At 64.1% G+C, this 18,399-nt stretch carries 14 protein-coding genes; 11 read left to right on the forward strand and 3 right to left on the reverse strand.

Annotation, left to right across the window (positions count from 1 at the left end; all coding sequences use genetic code 11):
• The first annotated feature begins 4 nt into the window (after nucleotides 1-4).
• The 7 genes from aroK to DFS21_RS06580 all read left to right on the forward strand — a co-directional run bounded on the left by aroK (nucleotide 5) and on the right by DFS21_RS06580 (nucleotide 11,418).
• Nucleotides 5-523 (forward strand): shikimate kinase AroK, encoded by a 519-nt coding sequence (gene aroK / locus DFS21_RS06545; RefSeq protein WP_038706967.1) that lies wholly within the window; start codon nucleotides 5-7, stop codon nucleotides 521-523.
• 95 nt (nucleotides 524-618) lie between these two features.
• Entirely contained in the window at nucleotides 619-1,716 is a 1,098-nt protein-coding gene (gene aroB / locus DFS21_RS06550) for a 3-dehydroquinate synthase (protein WP_023631794.1), read from the forward strand.
• A 15-nt stretch (nucleotides 1,717-1,731) separates the two neighbouring features.
• Nucleotides 1,732-3,357, forward strand: coding sequence for an AAA family ATPase (locus tag DFS21_RS06555; protein WP_111532007.1), 1,626 nt, complete (start codon nucleotides 1,732-1,734; stop codon nucleotides 3,355-3,357).
• A gap of 375 nt (nucleotides 3,358-3,732) precedes the next feature.
• Entirely contained in the window at nucleotides 3,733-8,178 is a 4,446-nt protein-coding gene (gltB, locus tag DFS21_RS06565) for a glutamate synthase large subunit (protein ID WP_111532008.1), read from the forward strand.
• Nucleotides 8,179-8,301: 123 nt separating this feature from the next.
• Nucleotides 8,302-9,720, forward strand: a complete 1,419-nt coding sequence (locus DFS21_RS06570; RefSeq protein ID WP_046853848.1) for an FAD-dependent oxidoreductase — start codon at nucleotides 8,302-8,304, stop codon at nucleotides 9,718-9,720.
• 170 nt (nucleotides 9,721-9,890) lie between these two features.
• Nucleotides 9,891-10,955 carry a uroporphyrinogen decarboxylase gene (hemE, locus tag DFS21_RS06575; protein ID WP_110697381.1) on the forward strand — a complete coding sequence of 355 codons (1,065 nt, stop codon included), beginning with the start codon at nucleotides 9,891-9,893 and terminating at the stop codon, nucleotides 10,953-10,955.
• A gap of 115 nt (nucleotides 10,956-11,070) precedes the next feature.
• Nucleotides 11,071-11,418 (forward strand): YgiW/YdeI family stress tolerance OB fold protein, encoded by a 348-nt coding sequence (locus tag DFS21_RS06580; RefSeq protein WP_028689103.1) that lies wholly within the window; start codon nucleotides 11,071-11,073, stop codon nucleotides 11,416-11,418.
• A gap of 94 nt (nucleotides 11,419-11,512) precedes the next feature.
• Here DFS21_RS06580 and DFS21_RS06585 read toward each other — a convergent pair whose 3' ends face one another.
• Nucleotides 11,513-12,400, reverse strand: coding sequence for an acyltransferase (locus DFS21_RS06585; protein WP_110697383.1), 888 nt, complete (start codon nucleotides 12,398-12,400; stop codon nucleotides 11,513-11,515).
• Nucleotides 12,401-12,582: 182 nt separating this feature from the next.
• Between DFS21_RS06585 and DFS21_RS06590 the strand changes: the two genes are divergently transcribed.
• From DFS21_RS06590 to creD, 4 genes are all read left to right on the forward strand, one after another.
• Nucleotides 12,583-13,083, forward strand: coding sequence for an ATP-dependent zinc protease (locus DFS21_RS06590; protein WP_094011550.1), 501 nt, complete (start codon nucleotides 12,583-12,585; stop codon nucleotides 13,081-13,083).
• A gap of 108 nt (nucleotides 13,084-13,191) precedes the next feature.
• On the forward strand, nucleotides 13,192-13,872 hold the full coding sequence (creB, locus tag DFS21_RS06595; protein WP_110697385.1) for a two-component system response regulator CreB: 681 nt from the start codon (nucleotides 13,192-13,194) through the stop codon (nucleotides 13,870-13,872).
• On the forward strand, nucleotides 13,872-15,305 hold the full coding sequence (gene creC, locus DFS21_RS06600; protein WP_110697387.1) for a two-component system sensor histidine kinase CreC: 1,434 nt from the start codon (nucleotides 13,872-13,874) through the stop codon (nucleotides 15,303-15,305). Before creB ends, creC begins: the two co-directional genes overlap by 1 nt.
• Nucleotides 15,306-15,475: 170 nt before the next feature.
• Complete coding sequence (creD, locus tag DFS21_RS06605; RefSeq protein ID WP_110697389.1) at nucleotides 15,476-16,804, forward strand: cell envelope integrity protein CreD; 1,329 nt, start codon at nucleotides 15,476-15,478, stop codon at nucleotides 16,802-16,804.
• Nucleotides 16,805-16,969: 165 nt separating this feature from the next.
• On the opposite strand, the gene DFS21_RS06610 is transcribed toward creD, so the two are convergent.
• Both DFS21_RS06610 and msrA read right to left on the reverse strand, forming a co-directional pair.
• Nucleotides 16,970-17,584 (reverse strand): glutathione S-transferase, encoded by a 615-nt coding sequence (locus DFS21_RS06610; protein WP_111532009.1) that lies wholly within the window; start codon nucleotides 17,582-17,584, stop codon nucleotides 16,970-16,972.
• 3 nt (nucleotides 17,585-17,587) lie between these two features.
• On the reverse strand, nucleotides 17,588-18,256 hold the full coding sequence (gene msrA / locus DFS21_RS06615) for a peptide-methionine (S)-S-oxide reductase MsrA (RefSeq protein WP_110697393.1): 669 nt from the start codon (nucleotides 18,254-18,256) through the stop codon (nucleotides 17,588-17,590).
• Nucleotides 18,257-18,399: the final 143 nt, after the last annotated feature.

Here is an 18,399-nt window from a genome sequence, read left to right on the forward strand (position 1 = left end):
TTCTGTGCGAAATTTGATACTTGTAGGGCCCATGGGCGCTGGAAAAAGCACCATCGGGCGCCTGTTGGCCAAAGAGCTGCGCCTGCTGTTCAAGGATTCCGACAAGGAAATCGAGCTGCGAACCGGCGCCAACATCCCGTGGATCTTCGACAAGGAAGGCGAGCCGGGCTTTCGCGACCGCGAGCAGGCGATGATCGCCGAACTCTGCGCGCTCGATGGCGTGGTTCTGGCGACCGGTGGCGGCGCGGTGATGCGCGATGCCAACCGTGCCGCGCTGCATGCCGGTGGCCGGGTGATCTACCTGCATGCCTCGGTGGAGCAGCAAGTGGGTCGCACCTCTCGTGACCGCAACCGACCGCTGCTGCGCACTGCCAACCCGGAAGCCACCTTGCGTGCCCTGCTTGAAACACGCGACCCGCTCTATCGCGAGATTGCCGACCTGGTGGTGGAAACCGACGAACGGCCACCGCGCATGGTCGTGCTCGACATTCTCGAACGTCTGCAGAAGTTGCCGCCCCGCTGAGCGGGGTCTATCCTCGGCGACCAACGCCGAGACGGGGTTTAACGTCACCGCGTGGGGCCACAGTGCCACCGCGCCCAAGTACATTGTGGGGATACATGCAGACACTTAAGGTCGACCTGGGCGAGCGTAGCTACCCGATCTACATTGGCGAAGGCCTGCTTGACCAGCCCGAGCTGCTGGCGCCGCACATTGCCGGCCGGCAGGTCGCCATCGTTTCCAACGAGACCGTCGCGCCCCTGTACCTCGAACGCTTGAGCAAGACCCTGGGTGCCTACTCGGTGTTGCCGGTGGTATTGCCCGACGGCGAGGCCCACAAGAACTGGGAAACCCTGCAACTTATCTTCGATGCCCTGCTGACTGCGCGTCATGACCGGCGCACCACCGTGGTCGCCCTCGGTGGCGGGGTGATCGGTGACATGGCCGGCTTTGCCGCGGCCTGCTATCAGCGTGGGGTCGACTTCATCCAGGTGCCGACCACGCTGCTGTCCCAGGTGGACTCCTCGGTGGGCGGCAAGACCGGCATCAACCACCCGCTGGGCAAGAACATGGTCGGTGCCTTCTACCAGCCCAACGCAGTGCTGATCGACACCACCAGCCTGAAAACCTTGCCTGCGCGTGAGTTGTCCGCCGGTCTCGCCGAAGTCATCAAGTACGGCCTGATCTGCGACAAGCCATTTCTCGCCTGGCTCGAGGACAATATGCAGGCGCTGCGTGCCCTGGACTCCGTCGCCCTGACCGAGGCCATCCGTCGCTCCTGCGCGGCCAAGGCCGCCGTGGTTGGCGCTGATGAGCGCGAATCGGGCGTGCGTGCCACGCTCAACCTTGGCCACACCTTTGGCCATGCCATCGAAACACACATGGGTTATGGCGTCTGGCTGCACGGCGAAGCCGTGGCGGCTGGCACGGTCATGGCCCTGGAAATGTCCATGCGCTTGGGCTGGATCGACCAGCCGGCGCGTGATCGCGGAATTCGCCTGCTGCAGGACGCAGGATTGCCGGTGGTGCCACCACAGGAAATGACCCCGGCGCATTTCATGGAGCACATGGCGGTCGACAAGAAAGTGCTCGACGGGCGCCTGCGCCTGGTGCTGCTGCGCCAGCTGGGCGAGGCCGTCGTCACCGACGACTATTCGACAGAGATTCTTCAGGCCACGCTGGCGGCGGATTACCGCGCGATCGTGGCCCAGCTTTGAGGTTGTGACAACGCAATGACCAGTCTGCATGCCGATGAGGCGTTTCTCGATCATTACCAGCTGAGCCACGATCCGTTCGCACCCCGGGTGCCCGGTTTCAAGTTCTTTCCCGCCCAGCGCAAGCCAGTGCTTGGCCAGCTGCACCACCTGGCGCGTTACAGCCAGTTGATGCTGGCGGTCACCGGCCCTGTGGGCAGCGGCAAGACCCTGCTGCGCCAGGCACTGGTGGCCAGCACTAACAAGCAGTCGGTGCAAAGCGTGGTGGTGTCCGCCCGTGGCGCCAGCGACGCGGCCAGCGTGCTCGGCCAGGTGGCGCAGTCGCTGGGCGTGGCGCAGCCGGAAGTGCAGGCGATCCTGTCGCAGGTGGTGCAACTGGCGCTGACCGGTCAGGAAGTCTATCTGCTGGTGGACGATGCGGAACAACTTGACGAGTCGGCACTCCAAGCGTTGCTGGAGTTGGCGGCAGGCGTAGCTGAAGGGCGCCCGCACGTGTTCCTGTTCGGCGAGCCTTCGCTGATCGCCGGGTTGGATGAGCTCAATGCCGATGGCGAGCGATTCCACGTCATTGAACTGGCCCCGTACAGCGAGGAAGAAACCCGCGAGTACCTGGAGCAGCGCCTGGAGGGTGCTGGCCGGGGCATCGAGGTGTTCACCGCCGAGCAGATCGTCGACATCCACGAAAACTCCGACGGTTGGCCTGGGAACATCAACCAGGTCGCCCGCGATACCTTGATCGAAGCCATGATCGCCAGCCGTACCACGGTCAAGCGACCATCCATGGGGTTCAAAATGCCTAAGAAACACGTGCTCGCGTTGTCCGCAGTGGTCGTGGTCGCCGTTGGCGCTGCGGTCCTGATGCCCAAGAAAGGCGACAAGGCCCCAGCCGACGCGCCCCCCGCTGCCCAGGCCCAATTGCCCCTGGGCCAGGGCGGCAACGGCGGCGCGCCCGCCATCGAGTTCTCCGGCTCCTCGCAGCCGATGCCGTTGCCGCTGGTCGGTCAGTCGCAGCCGGTGATGCGCGAACCGCTGGCCCAGGCCGCTGGCATGGGTGAAGGTGAAGACGGCGGGCCGGCCGACAACACTGCGCTGCAGCCAGCCACGCCATCGGCTGCCGTGCCGCCGACCGTGACCACCATCGCGCCGCCGCAAGGTGCCACCGCCAGTCCTGCGCCGGCCCCGGCCCAGCCGGTGACCAGCGCCCCGGTACAGCCGGTTGCGCCTGCGACAAAACCTGTAGCAACCCAACCGGCAAAACCGGTTGCACCTGCCAAGCCAGCCCCGGCCCCGACCCAGGTCGCGAGCGCCAAGCCTGCAGCCAAACCCGTCGAGAAACCGGCTGCCGGCGGCGCCGGCAACAGCAGCTGGTACGCGGGCCAGAAGCCCGGCAATTATGTGGTGCAGATCTTCGGCACCAGTTCCGAGGCGTCGGCGCAGTCGTTCGTCAAGGCGCAGGGTGGCGACTATCGCTACTTCAGGAAAAACCTGCAGGGCAAGCCGCTGTACGTGGTGACCTACGGCAACTTCGCCAACCGCGATGCCGCCGCTGCGGCAATCAAGAACTTGCCAGCCAAGGTCCAGGCTGGTAAACCTTGGCCACGTACCGTGGGCAGCGTCCAACAAGAGCTGGCCACGGCCCGCTGATACCTTCCGGGCGGCATCACCCCGCCGCCCAGTTGCTGAGCGACTTTCTAGCTTTCAACTAGCCTGCTGCGCCTGAGCGCGGCAGGCTTTTCTGTCCCAGACTGCCGGCCACAAGCCCTTTCTTGCAGTCATGGCTGAAACGCTTCAGACTCCAGTCAAGCCGCTATCACGGCGTACGACTTAAAAACATTCAAAATTGCGACATAAATTTTCAATGGTGAGACATGAAAATTTGTGGGCGTCGCTGTCGCTGTGCAACAATGGTTTTCCATGGCCACCGCAAAAAAGCTGGCGTTTGATCGGCGTGGATGGTAAGTGGTTGTTAAAAAAGAGATTTGCCTCCGGTTGAGAGGTGAACCTGGTGAGAAAGTGTCTATGAAAACAGGTCTGTACCATCCCGAAGAATTCAAGGACAACTGTGGTTTCGGCCTGATCGCCCATATGACGGGCGAGCCGAGTCACCACCTTCTGCAAACCGCCATGCAGGCGCTGACCTGCATGACCCACCGCGGCGGCATCAACGCCGACGGCAAGACCGGCGACGGTTGCGGTCTGCTCATGCAGAAGCCCGATCAATTCCTGCGCGCCGTGGCCCAGGAGCACTTCGCCGTCGAGCTGCCCAGGCAGTACGCCGTCGGCATGGTGTTCTTCAACCAGGACCCGGTCAAAGCCGAAGCCGCCCGCGCCAACATGGATCGCGAGATCGTTAACGCCGGCCTCAAGCTGGTGGGGTGGCGCAAGGTGCCGATCGATACCAGCGTCCTTGGCCGCCTGGCCCTGGAGCGCCTGCCGCAGATCGAACAGGTGTTCATCGGCGGCGAAGGCCTGAGCGATCAGGAATTCGCCATCAAGCTGTTCAGTGCCCGTCGCCGTTCGTCCGTGGCCAACGCCCATGACGCCGACCACTACATCTGCAGCTTCTCGCACAAGACCATCATCTACAAAGGCCTGATGATGCCGCGCGATCTCGCGGCGTTTTATCCGGACCTCGGTGACGAGCGCCTGCAGACCGCAATCTGCGTGTTCCACCAGCGCTTCTCCACCAACACCTTGCCGAAGTGGCCGCTGGCGCAGCCTTTCCGCTTCCTCGCCCACAACGGCGAGATCAACACCATCACCGGCAACCGCAACTGGGCCATGGCCCGGCGCACCAAGTTCGCCAACGACCTGATCCCTGACCTCGAAGAGCTCGGCCCGCTGGTCAACCGCGTCGGTTCCGACTCATCCAGCATGGACAACATGCTCGAGCTGATGGTCACTGGTGGCATCGACCTGTTCCGCGGCGTGCGCATGCTGGTACCGCCAGCCTGGCAGAACGTAGAGACCATGGACGCCGACCTGCGCGCCTTCTACGAATACAACTCCATGCACATGGAGCCGTGGGATGGCCCGGCCGGTATCGTCATGACCGAAGGCCGCCACGCGGTGTGCCTGCTCGACCGCAACGGCCTGCGCCCGGCGCGTTGGGTGACCACCACCAACGGCTACATCACCATCGCCTCGGAAATCGGCGTATGGGGTTACCAGCCTGAGGAAGTCCTGGCCAAGGGCCGTGTCGGCCCAGGCCAGATCCTGGCTGTCGATACCGAGACCGGTCAGATCCTCGACACCGACGCCATCGACAACCGCCTGAAGTCGCGCCATCCGTACAAGCGCTGGTTGCGCCAGCACGCCACGCGCATCCAGGCGACGCTGAGCGACGACCAGGGCGTGGCCAGCTACGACGCTGACCAGCTCAAGCAGTACATGAAAATGTTCCAGGTCACCTTCGAGGAGCGTGACCAGGTGCTGCGCCCTCTGGGTGAGCAGGGCCAGGAAGCGGTCGGCTCGATGGGTGACGACACGCCGATGGCCGTGCTGTCCCAGTGTGTGCGTTCGCCGTACGATTTCTTCCGTCAGCAGTTCGCCCAGGTGACCAACCCACCGATCGACCCGCTGCGCGAAGCGATCGTGATGTCCCTGGAAATCTGCCTGGGCGCCGAGCGCAACATCTTCCAGGAGTCCCCCGAGCATGCCTCGCGGGTGATCCTCAGCTCGCCGGTCATCTCGCCCGCCAAGTGGCGTTCGCTGATGAACCTGGAGCGCGAAGGTTTCGACCGCCAGCTGATCGACCTCAACTATGAGCAAAGCCTCGGCCTTGAAGCGGCCATCCGCAATATCGCCGACCAGGCCGAAGAAGCGGTGCGCGGCGGCAAGACCCAGCTGGTGCTCAGCGACCGCTACATTGCCCCGGGCAAACTGCCGGTACACGCCTCGCTGGCCGTCGGTGCGGTGCACCACCGCCTGACCGAACAGGGCTTGCGCTGCGACAGCAATATCCTGGTCGAGACCGCCACTGCCCGCGACCCGCACCACTTCGCTGTGCTGCTGGGCTTCGGTGCCTCGGCCGTCTACCCGTACCTGGCCTACGAAGTGCTGGCCGACCTGATCCGCACCGGCGAAGTGCTGGGTGATCTGGACGAGGTATTCAAGTACTACCGCAAGGGCATCTCCAAGGGCCTGCTGAAGATCCTGTCGAAGATGGGTATCTCCACCATCACCTCGTACCGTGGCGCGCAGCTGTTCGAAGCCATCGGCCTGTCCGAGGAAGTGGTTGGCCTGAGCTTCAAGGGCGTGTCGAGCCGCATCAAGGGTGCGCGTTTCGAAGACCTGGAGAGCGACCAGAAGCTGCTCGCCGCCGAAGCCTGGAGCGCGCGCAAGCCGATCCAGCAGGGTGGGCTGCTCAAGTTCGTCCATGGTGGCGAATACCATGCCTACAACCCGGACGTGGTCAACACCCTGCAGGCCGCCGTGCAACAGGGCGACTACGCCAAGTTCAAGGAATACACCACGTTGGTCGACCAGCGTCCGGTGTCGATGATCCGCGACCTGCTGAAAGTGAAAGTGGCCGACCAGGCCCTGCCATTGGATGAAATCGAGCCGCTGGACGCGATCCTCAAGCGCTTCGACTCCGCCGGCATCTCGCTGGGTGCGCTGTCGCCAGAGGCGCACGAAGCCTTGGCTGAGGCGATGAACCGCCTGGGCGCGCGTTCCAACTCCGGCGAGGGTGGTGAAGACCCGGCCCGCTACGGCACCATCAAAAGCTCGAAGATCAAGCAGGTGGCCACCGGCCGCTTTGGTGTGACCCCGGAATACCTGGTCAATGCCGAAGTGCTGCAGATCAAGGTCGCCCAGGGCGCCAAACCCGGCGAGGGCGGCCAACTGCCAGGTGGCAAGGTCAACGGCCTGATCGCCAGGCTGCGCTACGCGGTACCGGGCGTGACCCTGATTTCGCCACCGCCGCACCACGACATCTACTCGATCGAAGACTTGGCCCAGCTGATCTACGACCTCAAGCAGGTCAACCCTAAGGCGCTGGTCTCGGTCAAGCTGGTTGCCGAAGCCGGTGTGGGCACCATCGCCGCCGGCGTGGCCAAGGCCTATGCCGACCTGATCACCATTTCCGGCTACGACGGCGGCACCGGCGCTTCGCCGCTGACCTCGATCAAGTACGCCGGCGCCCCGTGGGAACTGGGCCTGGCTGAAACCCACCAGACCCTGCGCGGCAACGACCTGCGCGGCAAGGTGCGGGTGCAGACAGACGGCGGCCTGAAAACCGGCCTCGACGTGATCAAGGCTGCGATCCTCGGCGCCGAGAGCTTCGGCTTCGGCACCGCGCCGATGATCGCCCTGGGCTGCAAGTACCTGCGCATCTGCCACCTGAACAACTGCGCCACCGGCGTGGCCACCCAGAACGACAAACTGCGCAAGGACCACTACATCGGCACTGTCGACATGGTGATCAACTTCTTCACCTTCGTCGCCGAAGAGACCCGTGAGTGGCTGGCCAAGCTGGGCGTGCGCAGCCTGGGCGAGCTGATCGGCCGTACCGACCTGCTCGATGTGCTGCCGGGCGACACCGAGCGCCAGGGCCACCTCGACCTGTCGCCGCTGCTGGGCAGCTCGCACATCCCGGCCGACAAGCCGCAGTTCTGCCAAGTGGACAAGAACCCGCCGTTCGACCAGGGCGAACTGGCCGAGAAGATGGTCGCCATGGCCCTGCCGGCGATCCGCGACATGGCTGGTGGCGAATTCGCCATGGACATCTGCAACTGCGACCGTTCCATCGGTGCGCGCATCTCTGGCGAAATCGCCAGGCTGCACGGCAACCAGGGCATGGCCGCGGCGCCGATCACCTTCCGCTTCAAGGGCACCGCGGGCCAGAGCTTCGGCGTGTGGAACGCTGGTGGTTTGAACCTGCACCTGGAAGGCGACGCCAACGACTACGTCGGCAAGGGCATGACCGGGGGCAAAGTGACCATCGTCCCACCGGCCGGCAGCCCGTTCGAAACCCAGCACAGCGCCATCGTCGGCAACACCTGCCTGTATGGCGCCACCGGCGGCAAGCTGTTCGCCGCAGGCACCGCGGGCGAGCGCTTCGCTGTACGTAACTCCGGCGCCCACGCTGTGGTCGAGGGCACCGGCGATCACTGCTGTGAATACATGACCGGCGGCTTTGTCTGCGTCCTGGGCAAGACCGGTTACAACTTCGGTTCTGGCATGACTGGCGGCTTCGCCTACGTGCTCGACATGGACAACAGCTTCTTCGACAAACTCAACCACGAGCTGGTGGAAATCCAGCGTATCAGTGGTGAGGCGATGGAAGCCTACCGCAGCCACCTGGCGCGGGTCCTGGGCGAGTATGTGGAGGAGACCGGCAGCGAGTGGGGGCGTGAGCTCTCGGAGAACCTGGACGACTACGTGCGGCGCTTCTGGCTGGTCAAGCCGAAGGCGGCCAACCTCAAGCACCTGTTGTCCAGCACCCGTGCCAACCCGCAGTAAGAACAGCTGCAAGTGGCAAGCCTCAAGCTGCAAGTAAATGCGCTTCGAGGTTTGCCCGGCTTAAGTGATCGTCTTGCGGCTTGCAGCTTGTAGCTTGCAGCTGCTGTTAAGAGGTTTTGAAAAATGGCTGAACGTCTGAGCAACGACTTCCAGTTCATCGAAGTGGGGCGCAAAGACCCCAAGAAGAAGCTGCTGCGCCAGCGCAAGAAGGAGTTCGTCGAGATCTACGAACCCTTCAAGCCGCAGCAGTCCGTGGAGCAGGCGCACCGCTGCCTGGGCTGCGGCAACCCGTATTGCGAGTGGAAGTGCCCGGTGCACAACTTCATTCCCAACTGGTTGAAGCTGGTTTCCGAGGGCAACATCCTGGCGGCAGCCGAGCTGTCGCACCAGACCAATACCCTGCCGGAAGTCTGCGGTCGCGTGTGCCCGCAGGACCGTCTGTGCGAAGGGGCCTGCACCCTGAACGACGGCTTCGGCGCGGTCACCATCGGTTCGGTGGAGAAGTACATCACCGACACCGCGTTCGCCATGGGCTGGCGCCCGGATATGTCCAAGGTCAAGCCGACCGGCAAGCGTGTCGCCATCATCGGCGCCGGTCCGGCCGGCCTGGGCTGTGCCGACGTGCTTGTGCGTGCCGGCGTAACCCCGGTGGTGTTCGACCGCAACCCCGAGATTGGTGGCCTGCTGACTTTCGGCATCCCCGAGTTCAAGCTGGAAAAGACCGTGCTGAGCAATCGCCGCGAAGTCTTCACCGGCATGGGCATCGAGTTCCGCCTGAACACCGAGGTGGGCCGCGACATTACCATGGAGCAACTGCTCGCCGAGTACGATGCAGTGTTCATGGGCATGGGCACCTACACCTACATGAAGGGCGGCTTCCCCGGCGAGGACTTGCCGGGCGTGCACGACGCGCTGGACTTCCTGATCGCCAACGTCAACCGCAACCTCGGTTTCGAGAAGTCGCCGGAAGACTTCGTCGACATGCAGGGCAAGAAGGTCGTGGTGCTTGGCGGTGGCGACACCGCGATGGACTGCAACCGTACCTCTATCCGCCAGGGCGCCAAGTCGGTGACCTGTGCCTATCGCCGTGACGAGGCCAACATGCCGGGTTCGCGCAAAGAGGTGAAGAACGCCAAGGAAGAGGGCGTGAAGTTCCTCTACAACCGCCAGCCCATCGCTATCGTCGGCGAGGACAAGGTCGAGGGCGTGAAGGTGGTCGAGACCCGTCTCGGCGAGCCGGATGCCCGTGGTCGCCGCAGCCCCGAGCCAATCCCGGGCTCCGAGGAGATCCTGCCGGCCGACGCCGTGGTGATCGCCTTCGGCTTCCGCCCGAGCCCGGCACCGTGGTTCGAGCAGTTCGGTATCCAGATGGACAGCCAGGGCCGCGTGGTGGCCCCGGAGAAGGGCAAGTTCAAGCACCAGACCAGCAACCCGAAAGTGTTTGCCGGTGGCGACATGGTGCGGGGGTCGGACCTGGTGGTGACGGCGATCTTCGAAGGGCGTACGGCGGCTGAAGGCATTCTGGATTACCTCGAAGTCTGATCCATCGCATCGCGGGGCAAGTCGGATCGCCGCTCCGACTTGCCCCGCGATGCTGTTTGTATACAAAAATGCTTGATCCATGGCACCTGATAGACAAAACGCATGGCCATGGCCGTGCCTTTTGCGTCCGCGTCTGAGAAAATGCCCGCACTTTTTTTCCGGATGCCGACATGACTGCCCTGAAGAACGATCGTTTCCTGCGTGCACTGCTCAAGCAACCCGTAGACGTCACCCCGGTATGGATGATGCGCCAGGCCGGCCGCTACCTCCCGGAGTATCGCGCCAGCCGCGCCAAGGCCGGCGACTTCATGAGCCTGTGCATGAACCCGCAGTTCGCCTGCGAGGTCACCTTGCAGCCGCTGGACCGCTACCCGCTGGACGCGGCGATCCTGTTCTCGGACATCCTCACCATCCCCGACGCCATGGGCCAGGGCCTGTACTTCGAGACCGGCGAAGGCCCGCGCTTCAAGAAAGTCATCAGCACCCTGGCCGACATCGAAGCGTTGCCTATCCCCGACCCGCAGAAGGACCTGGGCTACGTGATGGACGCAGTCAGCACCATCCGTCGCGAGCTCAACGGCCGCGTGCCGCTGATCGGTTTCTCCGGGAGCCCGTGGACCCTGGCCACCTACATGGTCGAAGGCGGCTCGTCGAAGGACTTCCGCAAGACCAAGGCCATGGCCTATGACAACCCCGAGGCCCTGCACCTGCTGCTGGACAAGCTGGCGCAGTCGGTCACCAGTTACCTCAATGGCCAGATCCTGGCCGGTGCCCAGGCCGTGCAAATTTTCGATACCTGGGGCGGCAACCTGTCGGCGGCGGCCTATCAGGAGTTCTCCCTGGCCTACATGCGCAAGATCGTCAGCGGTCTGATCCGCGAGCACGAAGGGCGCAAGATTCCAGTGATCCTGTTTACCAAGAACGGCGGCCTGTGGCTGGAAAGCATTGCCGATGCCGGTGCCGACGCCCTGGGCCTGGACTGGACCTGCGAGATCGGCGACGCGCGCCGCCGCGTAGGCGACAAGGTGGCGCTGCAGGGCAACATGGACCCGACCGTGCTGTATGCCAAGCCCGAGGCCATCCGCAAGGAGGTGGCGCGCATCCTGGCCAGCTACGGCAAGGGCAGCGGCCATGTGTTCAACCTGGGCCACGGCATCACCCCGGAGGTTGACCCGGAGCACGCCGGCGTGTTCATCAACGCCGTGCACGAACTGTCGGCGCAGTACCACCAGTAATAGATATGCAACGCGAAAAGCCCTGCCAAGTGCCGGGCTTTTTGTTGTATTAAGTTTCAATTCAGCGATCGTCGGTAATCTGGGGCCATCAAAACGCAAACAGGACCCGATCACCATGAAAGCCCGTTACCTGCCCCTGATCCTCGCCCCGCTGTTCAGCACCGCCGCCCTGGCCGCCGGCTACACCGGCCCTGGCGCCCAGGCAGTGACCACGGTCGCCGCCGCCAACGATGCCGCCGACGATACCCCGGTGGTGCTGCAGGGCTTTGTGACCAAGAAGATCAACAACGACGACAAGTACGAATTCAAAGACAACACGGGCACCATCACCGTCGAGATCGACGATGAGGACTTGCCGCCGACCCCTTTCAACGACAAGACCAAGGTCAAGCTGACCGGCGAGGTGGAGAAGCACCTGATGAGTCGCGAAGTGGATGTGGATATTGTCGAGATCATCAACTGATCGGCAAGTATGGGGCTGCCTAGCAGCCCTTTCGCGGCACAAGTCCGGCCCCCGTTTCGCGAGAGCAGGATCACCCGCGCTGATGCCACTGGCTTCAACGCATTTCGGCGCGCAACGCCTCGATTCGCTGGTCTTTCTCCCTCCACAGCTGGTTCACCCAGGCCTGCACCGTCTGGCGGAAGACCGGGTCGTTCTCGTAGTCGCCTTCGCTCAGCGCGGGGGCCAGCTCGCGTACGCGTATGTCGATGATTACCCGGCTGATGCTACCGTTGAGCAGGTCCCAGAACCCTGGTGCCTTGTCGCCCGGGTAGACGATGGTCACGTCGAGCAGCGCATCCAGCTGCTCGCCCAGCGCTGCCAGCACGAAGGCCACGCCGCCGGCCTTGGGTTTGAGCAGGTGGCGGTAGGGCGACTGCTGCTGTTGGCGCTTGGCCTCGGTGAAGCGGGTGCCTTCGAGGTAGTTGACCACGGTTACCGGCTGGCGCTTGAACAGCTCGCAGGCGGCCTTGGTGATCTCCAGATCCTTGCCCTTGAGTTCGGGGTGCTTGTCGAGGAAGGCCTTGCTGTAGCGCTTCATGAACGGGTAGTCCAGGCCCCACCAGGCCAGGCCCAGCAGCGGTACCCAGATCAGCTCCTTCTTGAGGAAGAACTTGAAGAACGGCACGCGACGGTTGAGGCTCTCTATCAGTGCCGGGATATCGACCCAGGTCTGGTGGTTGCTCACGCACAGGTACGAGGTGTCCTGGCGCAGGGTGTCGACGCCGCGGATATCCCATTGGGTGGGGATGCACAGGGTGAAGATGGCCTTGTCGATCTCCGACCAGGTCTCGGCGATCCACATCACTGCAGCCGATGCGTAGTCGCGGCCACGGCCTGGCAGCACGAGCTTGAGCAGGGCGAAGACCAGCAACGGGCCGATCAGCACCAGGGTGTTGAGCAGCAGCAGGGTGAGGGTAAGGATGCCGGTCAGCAGGCGACGCATAAGGGGACTCTTGTTGTGTGAGGTGAACGGTTGGCAATGATAAGCAGGGTATGGCCCTTAGCCAAACGTCGTACGTCCATTAACTGGGACAAATGTTTCACATTATGTTGTTTAACCTGTGGCGACGAACCTATCCTGCCCGCACAGTCTAAGCACTGACCCCTCTCAAGGAAGCCTGCCCTGTGAAACCCTTGCTTGCCCTGCTGTCCCTTCTGGCGCTGCCGGTGATGGCCGCCGAACCGACGCTCTATGGCCGTTACGAGAACATCAAGCTGCCGGAGATCGGCCAGACCCTCAAAGCCAAGATGGATACCGGTGCCTGGACCGCTTCGCTGTCGGCCAAGGACATCGAGATGTTCACCCGTGATGGCAACGAGTGGGTGCGCTTCCGCCTGGCGACCGAGGGTGCCAGCGACAAGCTCTACGAACATGAAGTGTCGCGTATCAGCAAGATCAAGAACCGCGCCGAGGAAGATGACGAGGAGGAGTCGCCAGCGCTCTCGCATCGCCCGGTGATCGACCTGGAAATGTGCCTGGGCGATGTGAAACGCACCGTGGAGGTCAACCTGGTTGACCGCAGCAATTTCCGTTATCCGCTGTTGATCGGCTCCAAGGCCCTGCGCAAGTTCAAGGCAGCAGTGGATCCGCGCGAGAAGTTCACGGCAGGCAATCCGGGCTGCTGATGCAGAAGCTGCAAGCATCGAGCGACAAGCTGCAAGAAACGGCGGATCGGTGTAAGTTGCCGCGATCCGCTTTCACTTGAAGCTTGCAGCTCGAGGCTTGCCGCTCAGATGCCCCACATCCTCATCGTCGAAGACGAATCCGCCATCGCCGACACCCTCATCTACGCCCTGCAGGCCGACGGCCACAGCACCGAGTGGGTGACCCTCGGCAGCGCTGCCGTCGAGCAACAGCGTCTGCGCCCGGCCGACCTGGTGATCCTAGACATCGGCCTGCCTGACATCAGCGGTTTCGAAACCTGCCGCCAGTTGCGCCGTTTCAGCGAGGTGCCGGTAATGTTTCTCAGCGCCCGCGACGCCGAGATCGATCGCGTGCTGGGCCTGGAGATCGGCGCCGACGACTACGTGGTCAAGCCGTTCAGCCCCCGCGAGGTGGCGGCGCGGGTGCGGGCGATCCTCAAGCGCATGACGCCGAGGGTTGAAGCGGCCAGCGACAGCACACCGTTCCAGCTCGATACCCTGGCGATGCGTATCAGCTACCGGGGCCAGGCGCTGGCGCTCACCCGCCACGAGTTCCGCCTGTTGCAAAGCCTGCTCGAGCAACCGCGCCGGGTGTTCAGCCGCGAGCAATTGCTCGATGGCCTGGGCGTGGCTTCGGACGTAGGCTATGAGCGCACCATCGACAGCCATATCAAGAGCCTGCGCGCCAAGCTGCGCCAGGTCGCGCCTGACGCCGAGGCAATCCAGACGCACCGCGGCCTGGGCTACAGCTACAGCCCGGAGCACGCCTGATGCGCCTGGGGATTCGCATCTTCCTGGTGTACTTCCTGTTCGTCGGCCTGGCGGGCTACTTCCTGCTCAACACGGTGCGCGAGCAGATCCGCCCGGTGGTGCGTCAGTCATCGGAAGAAACCCTGGTGGACACCGCCAACCTGCTGGCCGAGATCCTTCATGACGATGTGAAGAACGGCACCCTGACCCAGAGCCGCCTGTCGCAGGTGCTGGCTTCCTATGGCGAGCGGCGCCCGAGCGCGCAGATCTGGGGATTGGCGAAAAACCAGGTCAGCCACCGGATCTACGTGACCGATGCCAAGGGCGTCGTCCTGCTCGACTCCAGCGGCCAGGCCGTGGGCAAGGATTATTCGCGCTGGAACGACGTCTACCTGACCCTGCGTGGCCAGTACGGCGCACGTTCGACCCGCAGCGACCCGGATGATGAAAGCACCTCGGTGATGCATGTGGCGGCGCCGATCCTCGACGGCGGCCAGATCATCGGCGTGGTCACCGTGGCCAAGCCCAACAGCTCGCTGCAGCCGTACATCGACCGCTCCGAGCGGCGCCTGCTGATCCTCGGCCTCGGGCTGATCGTGCTTGGCCTGTTGGTGGGGGCGGCGCTGTCGTGGTGGTTGACCCGCTCGCTGCGCCGACTCACCCACTATGCCCAGGCGGTCAGCGAGGGACAGCGTGCCGCGTTGCCGCACTACAAGGGCGGCGAGCTGCTGCAGCTGGCCACGGCGGTGGAGCGCATGCGCACCCAGCTCGAAGGCAAGGCTTATGTCGAACGCTACGTGCACACACTCACCCATGAGCTCAAGAGCCCGCTGGCGGCGATCCGTGGCGCCTCGGAGCTGCTCCAGGGCGACATGCCGCAAGAGCAGCGGGCGCGTTTTGCCGGCAACATCGAGCGCGAGAGCGACCGCTTGCAGCAGATGATCGAGCGGCTGCTCAACCTGGCCCGGGTCGAACAGATGCAGGCCCTGGAGGACGAGCAGCAGGTGGCGGTGGCGGCGCTGATCGATGAGCTGTTGCTGGCCCATGGCACGAGGATAGACGGTGCCGGGTTGCAGGTGCGCCAGCGCATTCCGGCGGGCCTCAGGCTGCTGTGCGATCCATTCCTGATGCGCCAGGCACTGGCCAACCTGCTGGACAATGCGCTGGACTTCACTCCGCAGCAAGGCGCGCTGGCCTTCGAGCTGGAGCGCGATGGCGAGCGTGTGGCATTGAGCCTGTTCAACCAGGGGCAGGCGATCCCCGAATATGCCCTGGACCGGGTCAGCGAGCGGTTCTATTCGCTGCCAAGGCCCGGGACCGGGCGCAAGAGCACCGGGCTGGGGCTGAACTTCGTGGCCGAGGTGATGCAGTTGCATGGCGGGGCGCTGGCGGTGGACAACGTCGAGGGTGGCGTGCGAGTGAGGTTGTGGCTGCCGGCGCGGCGCGTCAGTTGAGTTACCGGGGGCCGCTTTGCGGCCCTTTCGCCGGCGAGCCGGCTCCCACAGGGATTTGCGCATGGCATGCGCGCGGGTAGCCCGAATCTCCACACAATCTCCACATTCCCTCCCCAAGGGCTCCACGCAGCGGGCAGACACTGCCCGCATCGCAAACGGAGCCCAACCCCATGAACAAGACCCTAGGTTTCAAGCTCGGCCTGATCGCCGTGCTGATCCTGCTGCTGCTGATTCCCCTGCTGATGATCGGCGGGCTGATCGACGAGCGGCAGCAACTGCGCAACAACGTGCTGGGCGAGATCGCCGCGAGCTCCAGCTTCGACCAGCTGGTCAGCGGCCCGGTCGTGGTGGTGCCCTATCGCAAGTACGAGCGCCGCTGGATCGACAAGGACGGCAAGAGCGTCCAGGAAACCAGCACGGTCCATGGCCAGCTGTACTTCTTGCCGGAAACTTTCGAAATGGATGTGGGCGTTGATACCGAGCTGCGTGCCCGGGGCATCTACCAGGCGCGCCTGTTCCATGCCAAGAGCAGGATCAGCGGCCGCTTCAAGCTGCCCGAGCGCTGGGGGATCGAGAAGGACTACGAGGACTATCGCTTCGACAAGCCGCGGCTGATGGTCGGCATCAGTGATATCCGCGGCATCGAGAACAGCCTTGAACTGAAGTTGGACGACCAGCGCCTGCCGTTCCAGCCCGGCAACGGTGTCGACTGGTTACCGGGCGGCGTGCATGTGGACCTGCCGCAGTTCAGCGAACCGCAGGCCCGGGAGTTCACCTATGCCTTCGATTTGGACTTGCTGGGCACCGGGCAACTGGCCGTGCTGCCGGTCGGGCGCAGCAGTACCGTGGACATGCGCGCCAATTGGCCGCACCCAAGCTTCATCGGCAACTTCCTGCCCAGCCGCCGCGCCATCGACGAGAAGGGCTTCAGCGCCCACTGGCAGACCACGTTCTTCGCCACCAACCTGGAAGAGGCGGTGCGCCTGTGCGCCACGGCGCAGAAGTGCGCTGACTTCACCGACCGGGCGTTCGGCGTGAGCTTCGTCGACCCGGTGGACCAGTACCTCAAGAGCGAGCGGGCGATCAAGTATGCCCTGCTGTTCATCGCCCTGACCTTTGCCGGCTTCTTCCTGTTCGAGGTGCTGAAGAACCTCAGCGTGCACCCGGTGCAGTACATCCTGGTGGGCGTGGCCCTGGCGTTCTTCTACCTGCTGCTGTTGTCGTTGTCGGAGCACCTGGGGTTCGGCCTGGCCTATGGGCTGTCGGCGTCGGGCTGTGTGCTGCTGATCGGCTTCTACCTGGTCCACGTGCTGCGCAGCCTCGGGCGGGGGGTGGGCTTTGCGGCGGGGCTGGCGGCGTTGTACGGCATGCTCTACGGGCTGCTCAGCGCCGAGGACTACGCATTGCTGATGGGCTCGTTGCTGTGCTTCGGCCTGCTGGGTGTGTTCATGGTGTTGACCCGCCGGCTGGACTGGTCGCGGGTGGGGAGGGCGGTATGAGGGAGGACCGTGAGATCGGGCGCTGGTTGGCGATGAGGATCGGGCAGTTGTTTCCTGGACTACCGAGGTGAGGCCATCGCGGGGCAAGCCCGCTCCCACGCCGATCCAGATTTTGGCGTGGGAGCGGCGATGCGGCGGCCCGACTTGTCCCGCGATAGGACCCGGTCAGGCTGCCGGCGCGGTGGCCAGCATCGACGCCCGCTGGCTGACCTCGGCATACCACGCCGCCAGCCCCGGATACTCTCCGCGCCAGTCGAACTCTGGCTGGCGCAAGTCCAGATAACCCAGGGCGCAGGCCACACCGATCGCGGCGATATCGAATCCGGAAATAATCTCTGCCAGGTGCTCGTGCTCCAGGCTCGCCAGCCCGCGGCGGATCTTCTCGCCCTGCGCTGTCACCCAACCGTCCCACTTTTTGTCCACCGGGCGCAGGAAGGTCTCGTAGCGGGTGGCCACCGCGGCATCCATGATCGCGTCGGCCTGCGCGGCCAGGGTCAGGCGCCGCCAGCGCGCCGAGCCCTCGCGGGGGATCAACGGCAGGCCGACATGCTGGCTGTCGAGGTATTCGCAGATCACTCGGCTGTCGTGCAGCACGCTGCCATCGTCCAGGCGCAGGGCTGGTATCTTGCCGATCGGGTTGTCCCGGTTGAGTTGCTCGTCGCCGTTCAGCGGACTGATGTTCACGCCCTGCACGGTGACGCGCTCCAGCTGGCCGGTCTCGTGCAAGACGATCATCACCTTGCGTACGAACGGCGACAACGGCGAATGGAACAGGATCATGGCTCAGTTGCCCTGCAGGCTGGGCGGCAGGCACACGCCGGTGCCACCGATGCCGCAGTAGCCGTCCGGGTTCTTGGCCAGGTACTGCTGGTGGTATGCCTCGGCGAAGTACACGGTCGGCGCCTGGGCGATCTCGGTGGTGATCTCGCCAAAGCCTGCCTTGCTCAGCTCGGCCTGGTAGGCGGCCTGGCTGGCCTGGGCTTCCTCGAGTTGCTGCGCAGAGGTGCAGTAGATCGCCGAGCGGTACTGGGTGCCGACATCGTTGCCCTGGCGCATGCCCTGGGTCGGGTTGTGCAGCTCCCAGAACATCGCCAGCAGTTCGCGGTAGCTGACCTTGTTCTTGTCGAACACCACCAGTACCACTTCGGTGTGGCCGGTCAGGCCCGAGCAGACCTCTTCATAGGTCGGGTTGGGGGTGAAGCCGCCGGCGTAGCCGACCACGGTGCTGACCACGCCCTCGCGCTGCCAGAAGCGCCGTTCGGCGCCCCAGAAGCAACCCAGGCCGAAGATGGCGAAGTCGATGTCGCCTTCGAAGAACGGGCCGAGCAGCGGGGTGCCTTCGAACACGTAGTGGAACTCGGGCAGGGTCATCGGGGTTTCACGGCCAGGCAGGGCCTGTTCCGCGGTGGGCAGGACGTTTTTGTTCACCAGGATTTCCGAACGCAGGACCATGGCCGTTCCTCTGTGTCTTTTCAGTTGGATAGGTGTTGGACCCATCGCGGGGCAAGTCGCATCGGCGCACCGCCGCCCCCACGCAGGCTATACACAGTCTGCGTGGGAGCGGCGGTGCGCCGATGCGACTTGCCCCGCGATGG

This window comes from Pseudomonas sp. 2848, from assembly GCF_003253945.1.
In the GTDB taxonomy this organism is placed as follows: Bacteria; Pseudomonadota; Gammaproteobacteria; order Pseudomonadales; family Pseudomonadaceae; genus Aquipseudomonas.

Excerpts from the sequence above, each read along its gene's own strand:
- gltB (WP_111532008.1), top strand. The coding sequence starts at position 3,733 with ATGAAAACAGGTCTGTACCATCCCGAAGAATTCAAGGACAACTGTGGT.
- DFS21_RS06580 (WP_028689103.1), top strand. The coding sequence starts at position 11,071 with ATGAAAGCCCGTTACCTGCCCCTGATCCTCGCCCCGCTGTTCAGCACC.
- DFS21_RS06570 (WP_046853848.1), top strand. The coding sequence starts at position 8,302 with ATGGCTGAACGTCTGAGCAACGACTTCCAGTTCATCGAAGTGGGGCGC.
- creB (WP_110697385.1), top strand. The coding sequence starts at position 13,192 with ATGCCCCACATCCTCATCGTCGAAGACGAATCCGCCATCGCCGACACC.
- DFS21_RS06585 (WP_110697383.1), bottom strand. The coding sequence starts at position 12,400 with ATGCGTCGCCTGCTGACCGGCATCCTTACCCTCACCCTGCTGCTGCTC.
- creC (WP_110697387.1), top strand. The coding sequence starts at position 13,872 with ATGCGCCTGGGGATTCGCATCTTCCTGGTGTACTTCCTGTTCGTCGGC.
- hemE (WP_110697381.1), top strand. The coding sequence starts at position 9,891 with ATGACTGCCCTGAAGAACGATCGTTTCCTGCGTGCACTGCTCAAGCAA.
- creD (WP_110697389.1), top strand. The coding sequence starts at position 15,476 with ATGAACAAGACCCTAGGTTTCAAGCTCGGCCTGATCGCCGTGCTGATC.
- DFS21_RS06610 (WP_111532009.1), bottom strand. The coding sequence starts at position 17,584 with ATGATCCTGTTCCATTCGCCGTTGTCGCCGTTCGTACGCAAGGTGATG.
- DFS21_RS06555 (WP_111532007.1), top strand. The coding sequence starts at position 1,732 with ATGACCAGTCTGCATGCCGATGAGGCGTTTCTCGATCATTACCAGCTG.
- msrA (WP_110697393.1), bottom strand. The coding sequence starts at position 18,256 with ATGGTCCTGCGTTCGGAAATCCTGGTGAACAAAAACGTCCTGCCCACC.
- aroB (WP_023631794.1), top strand. The coding sequence starts at position 619 with ATGCAGACACTTAAGGTCGACCTGGGCGAGCGTAGCTACCCGATCTAC.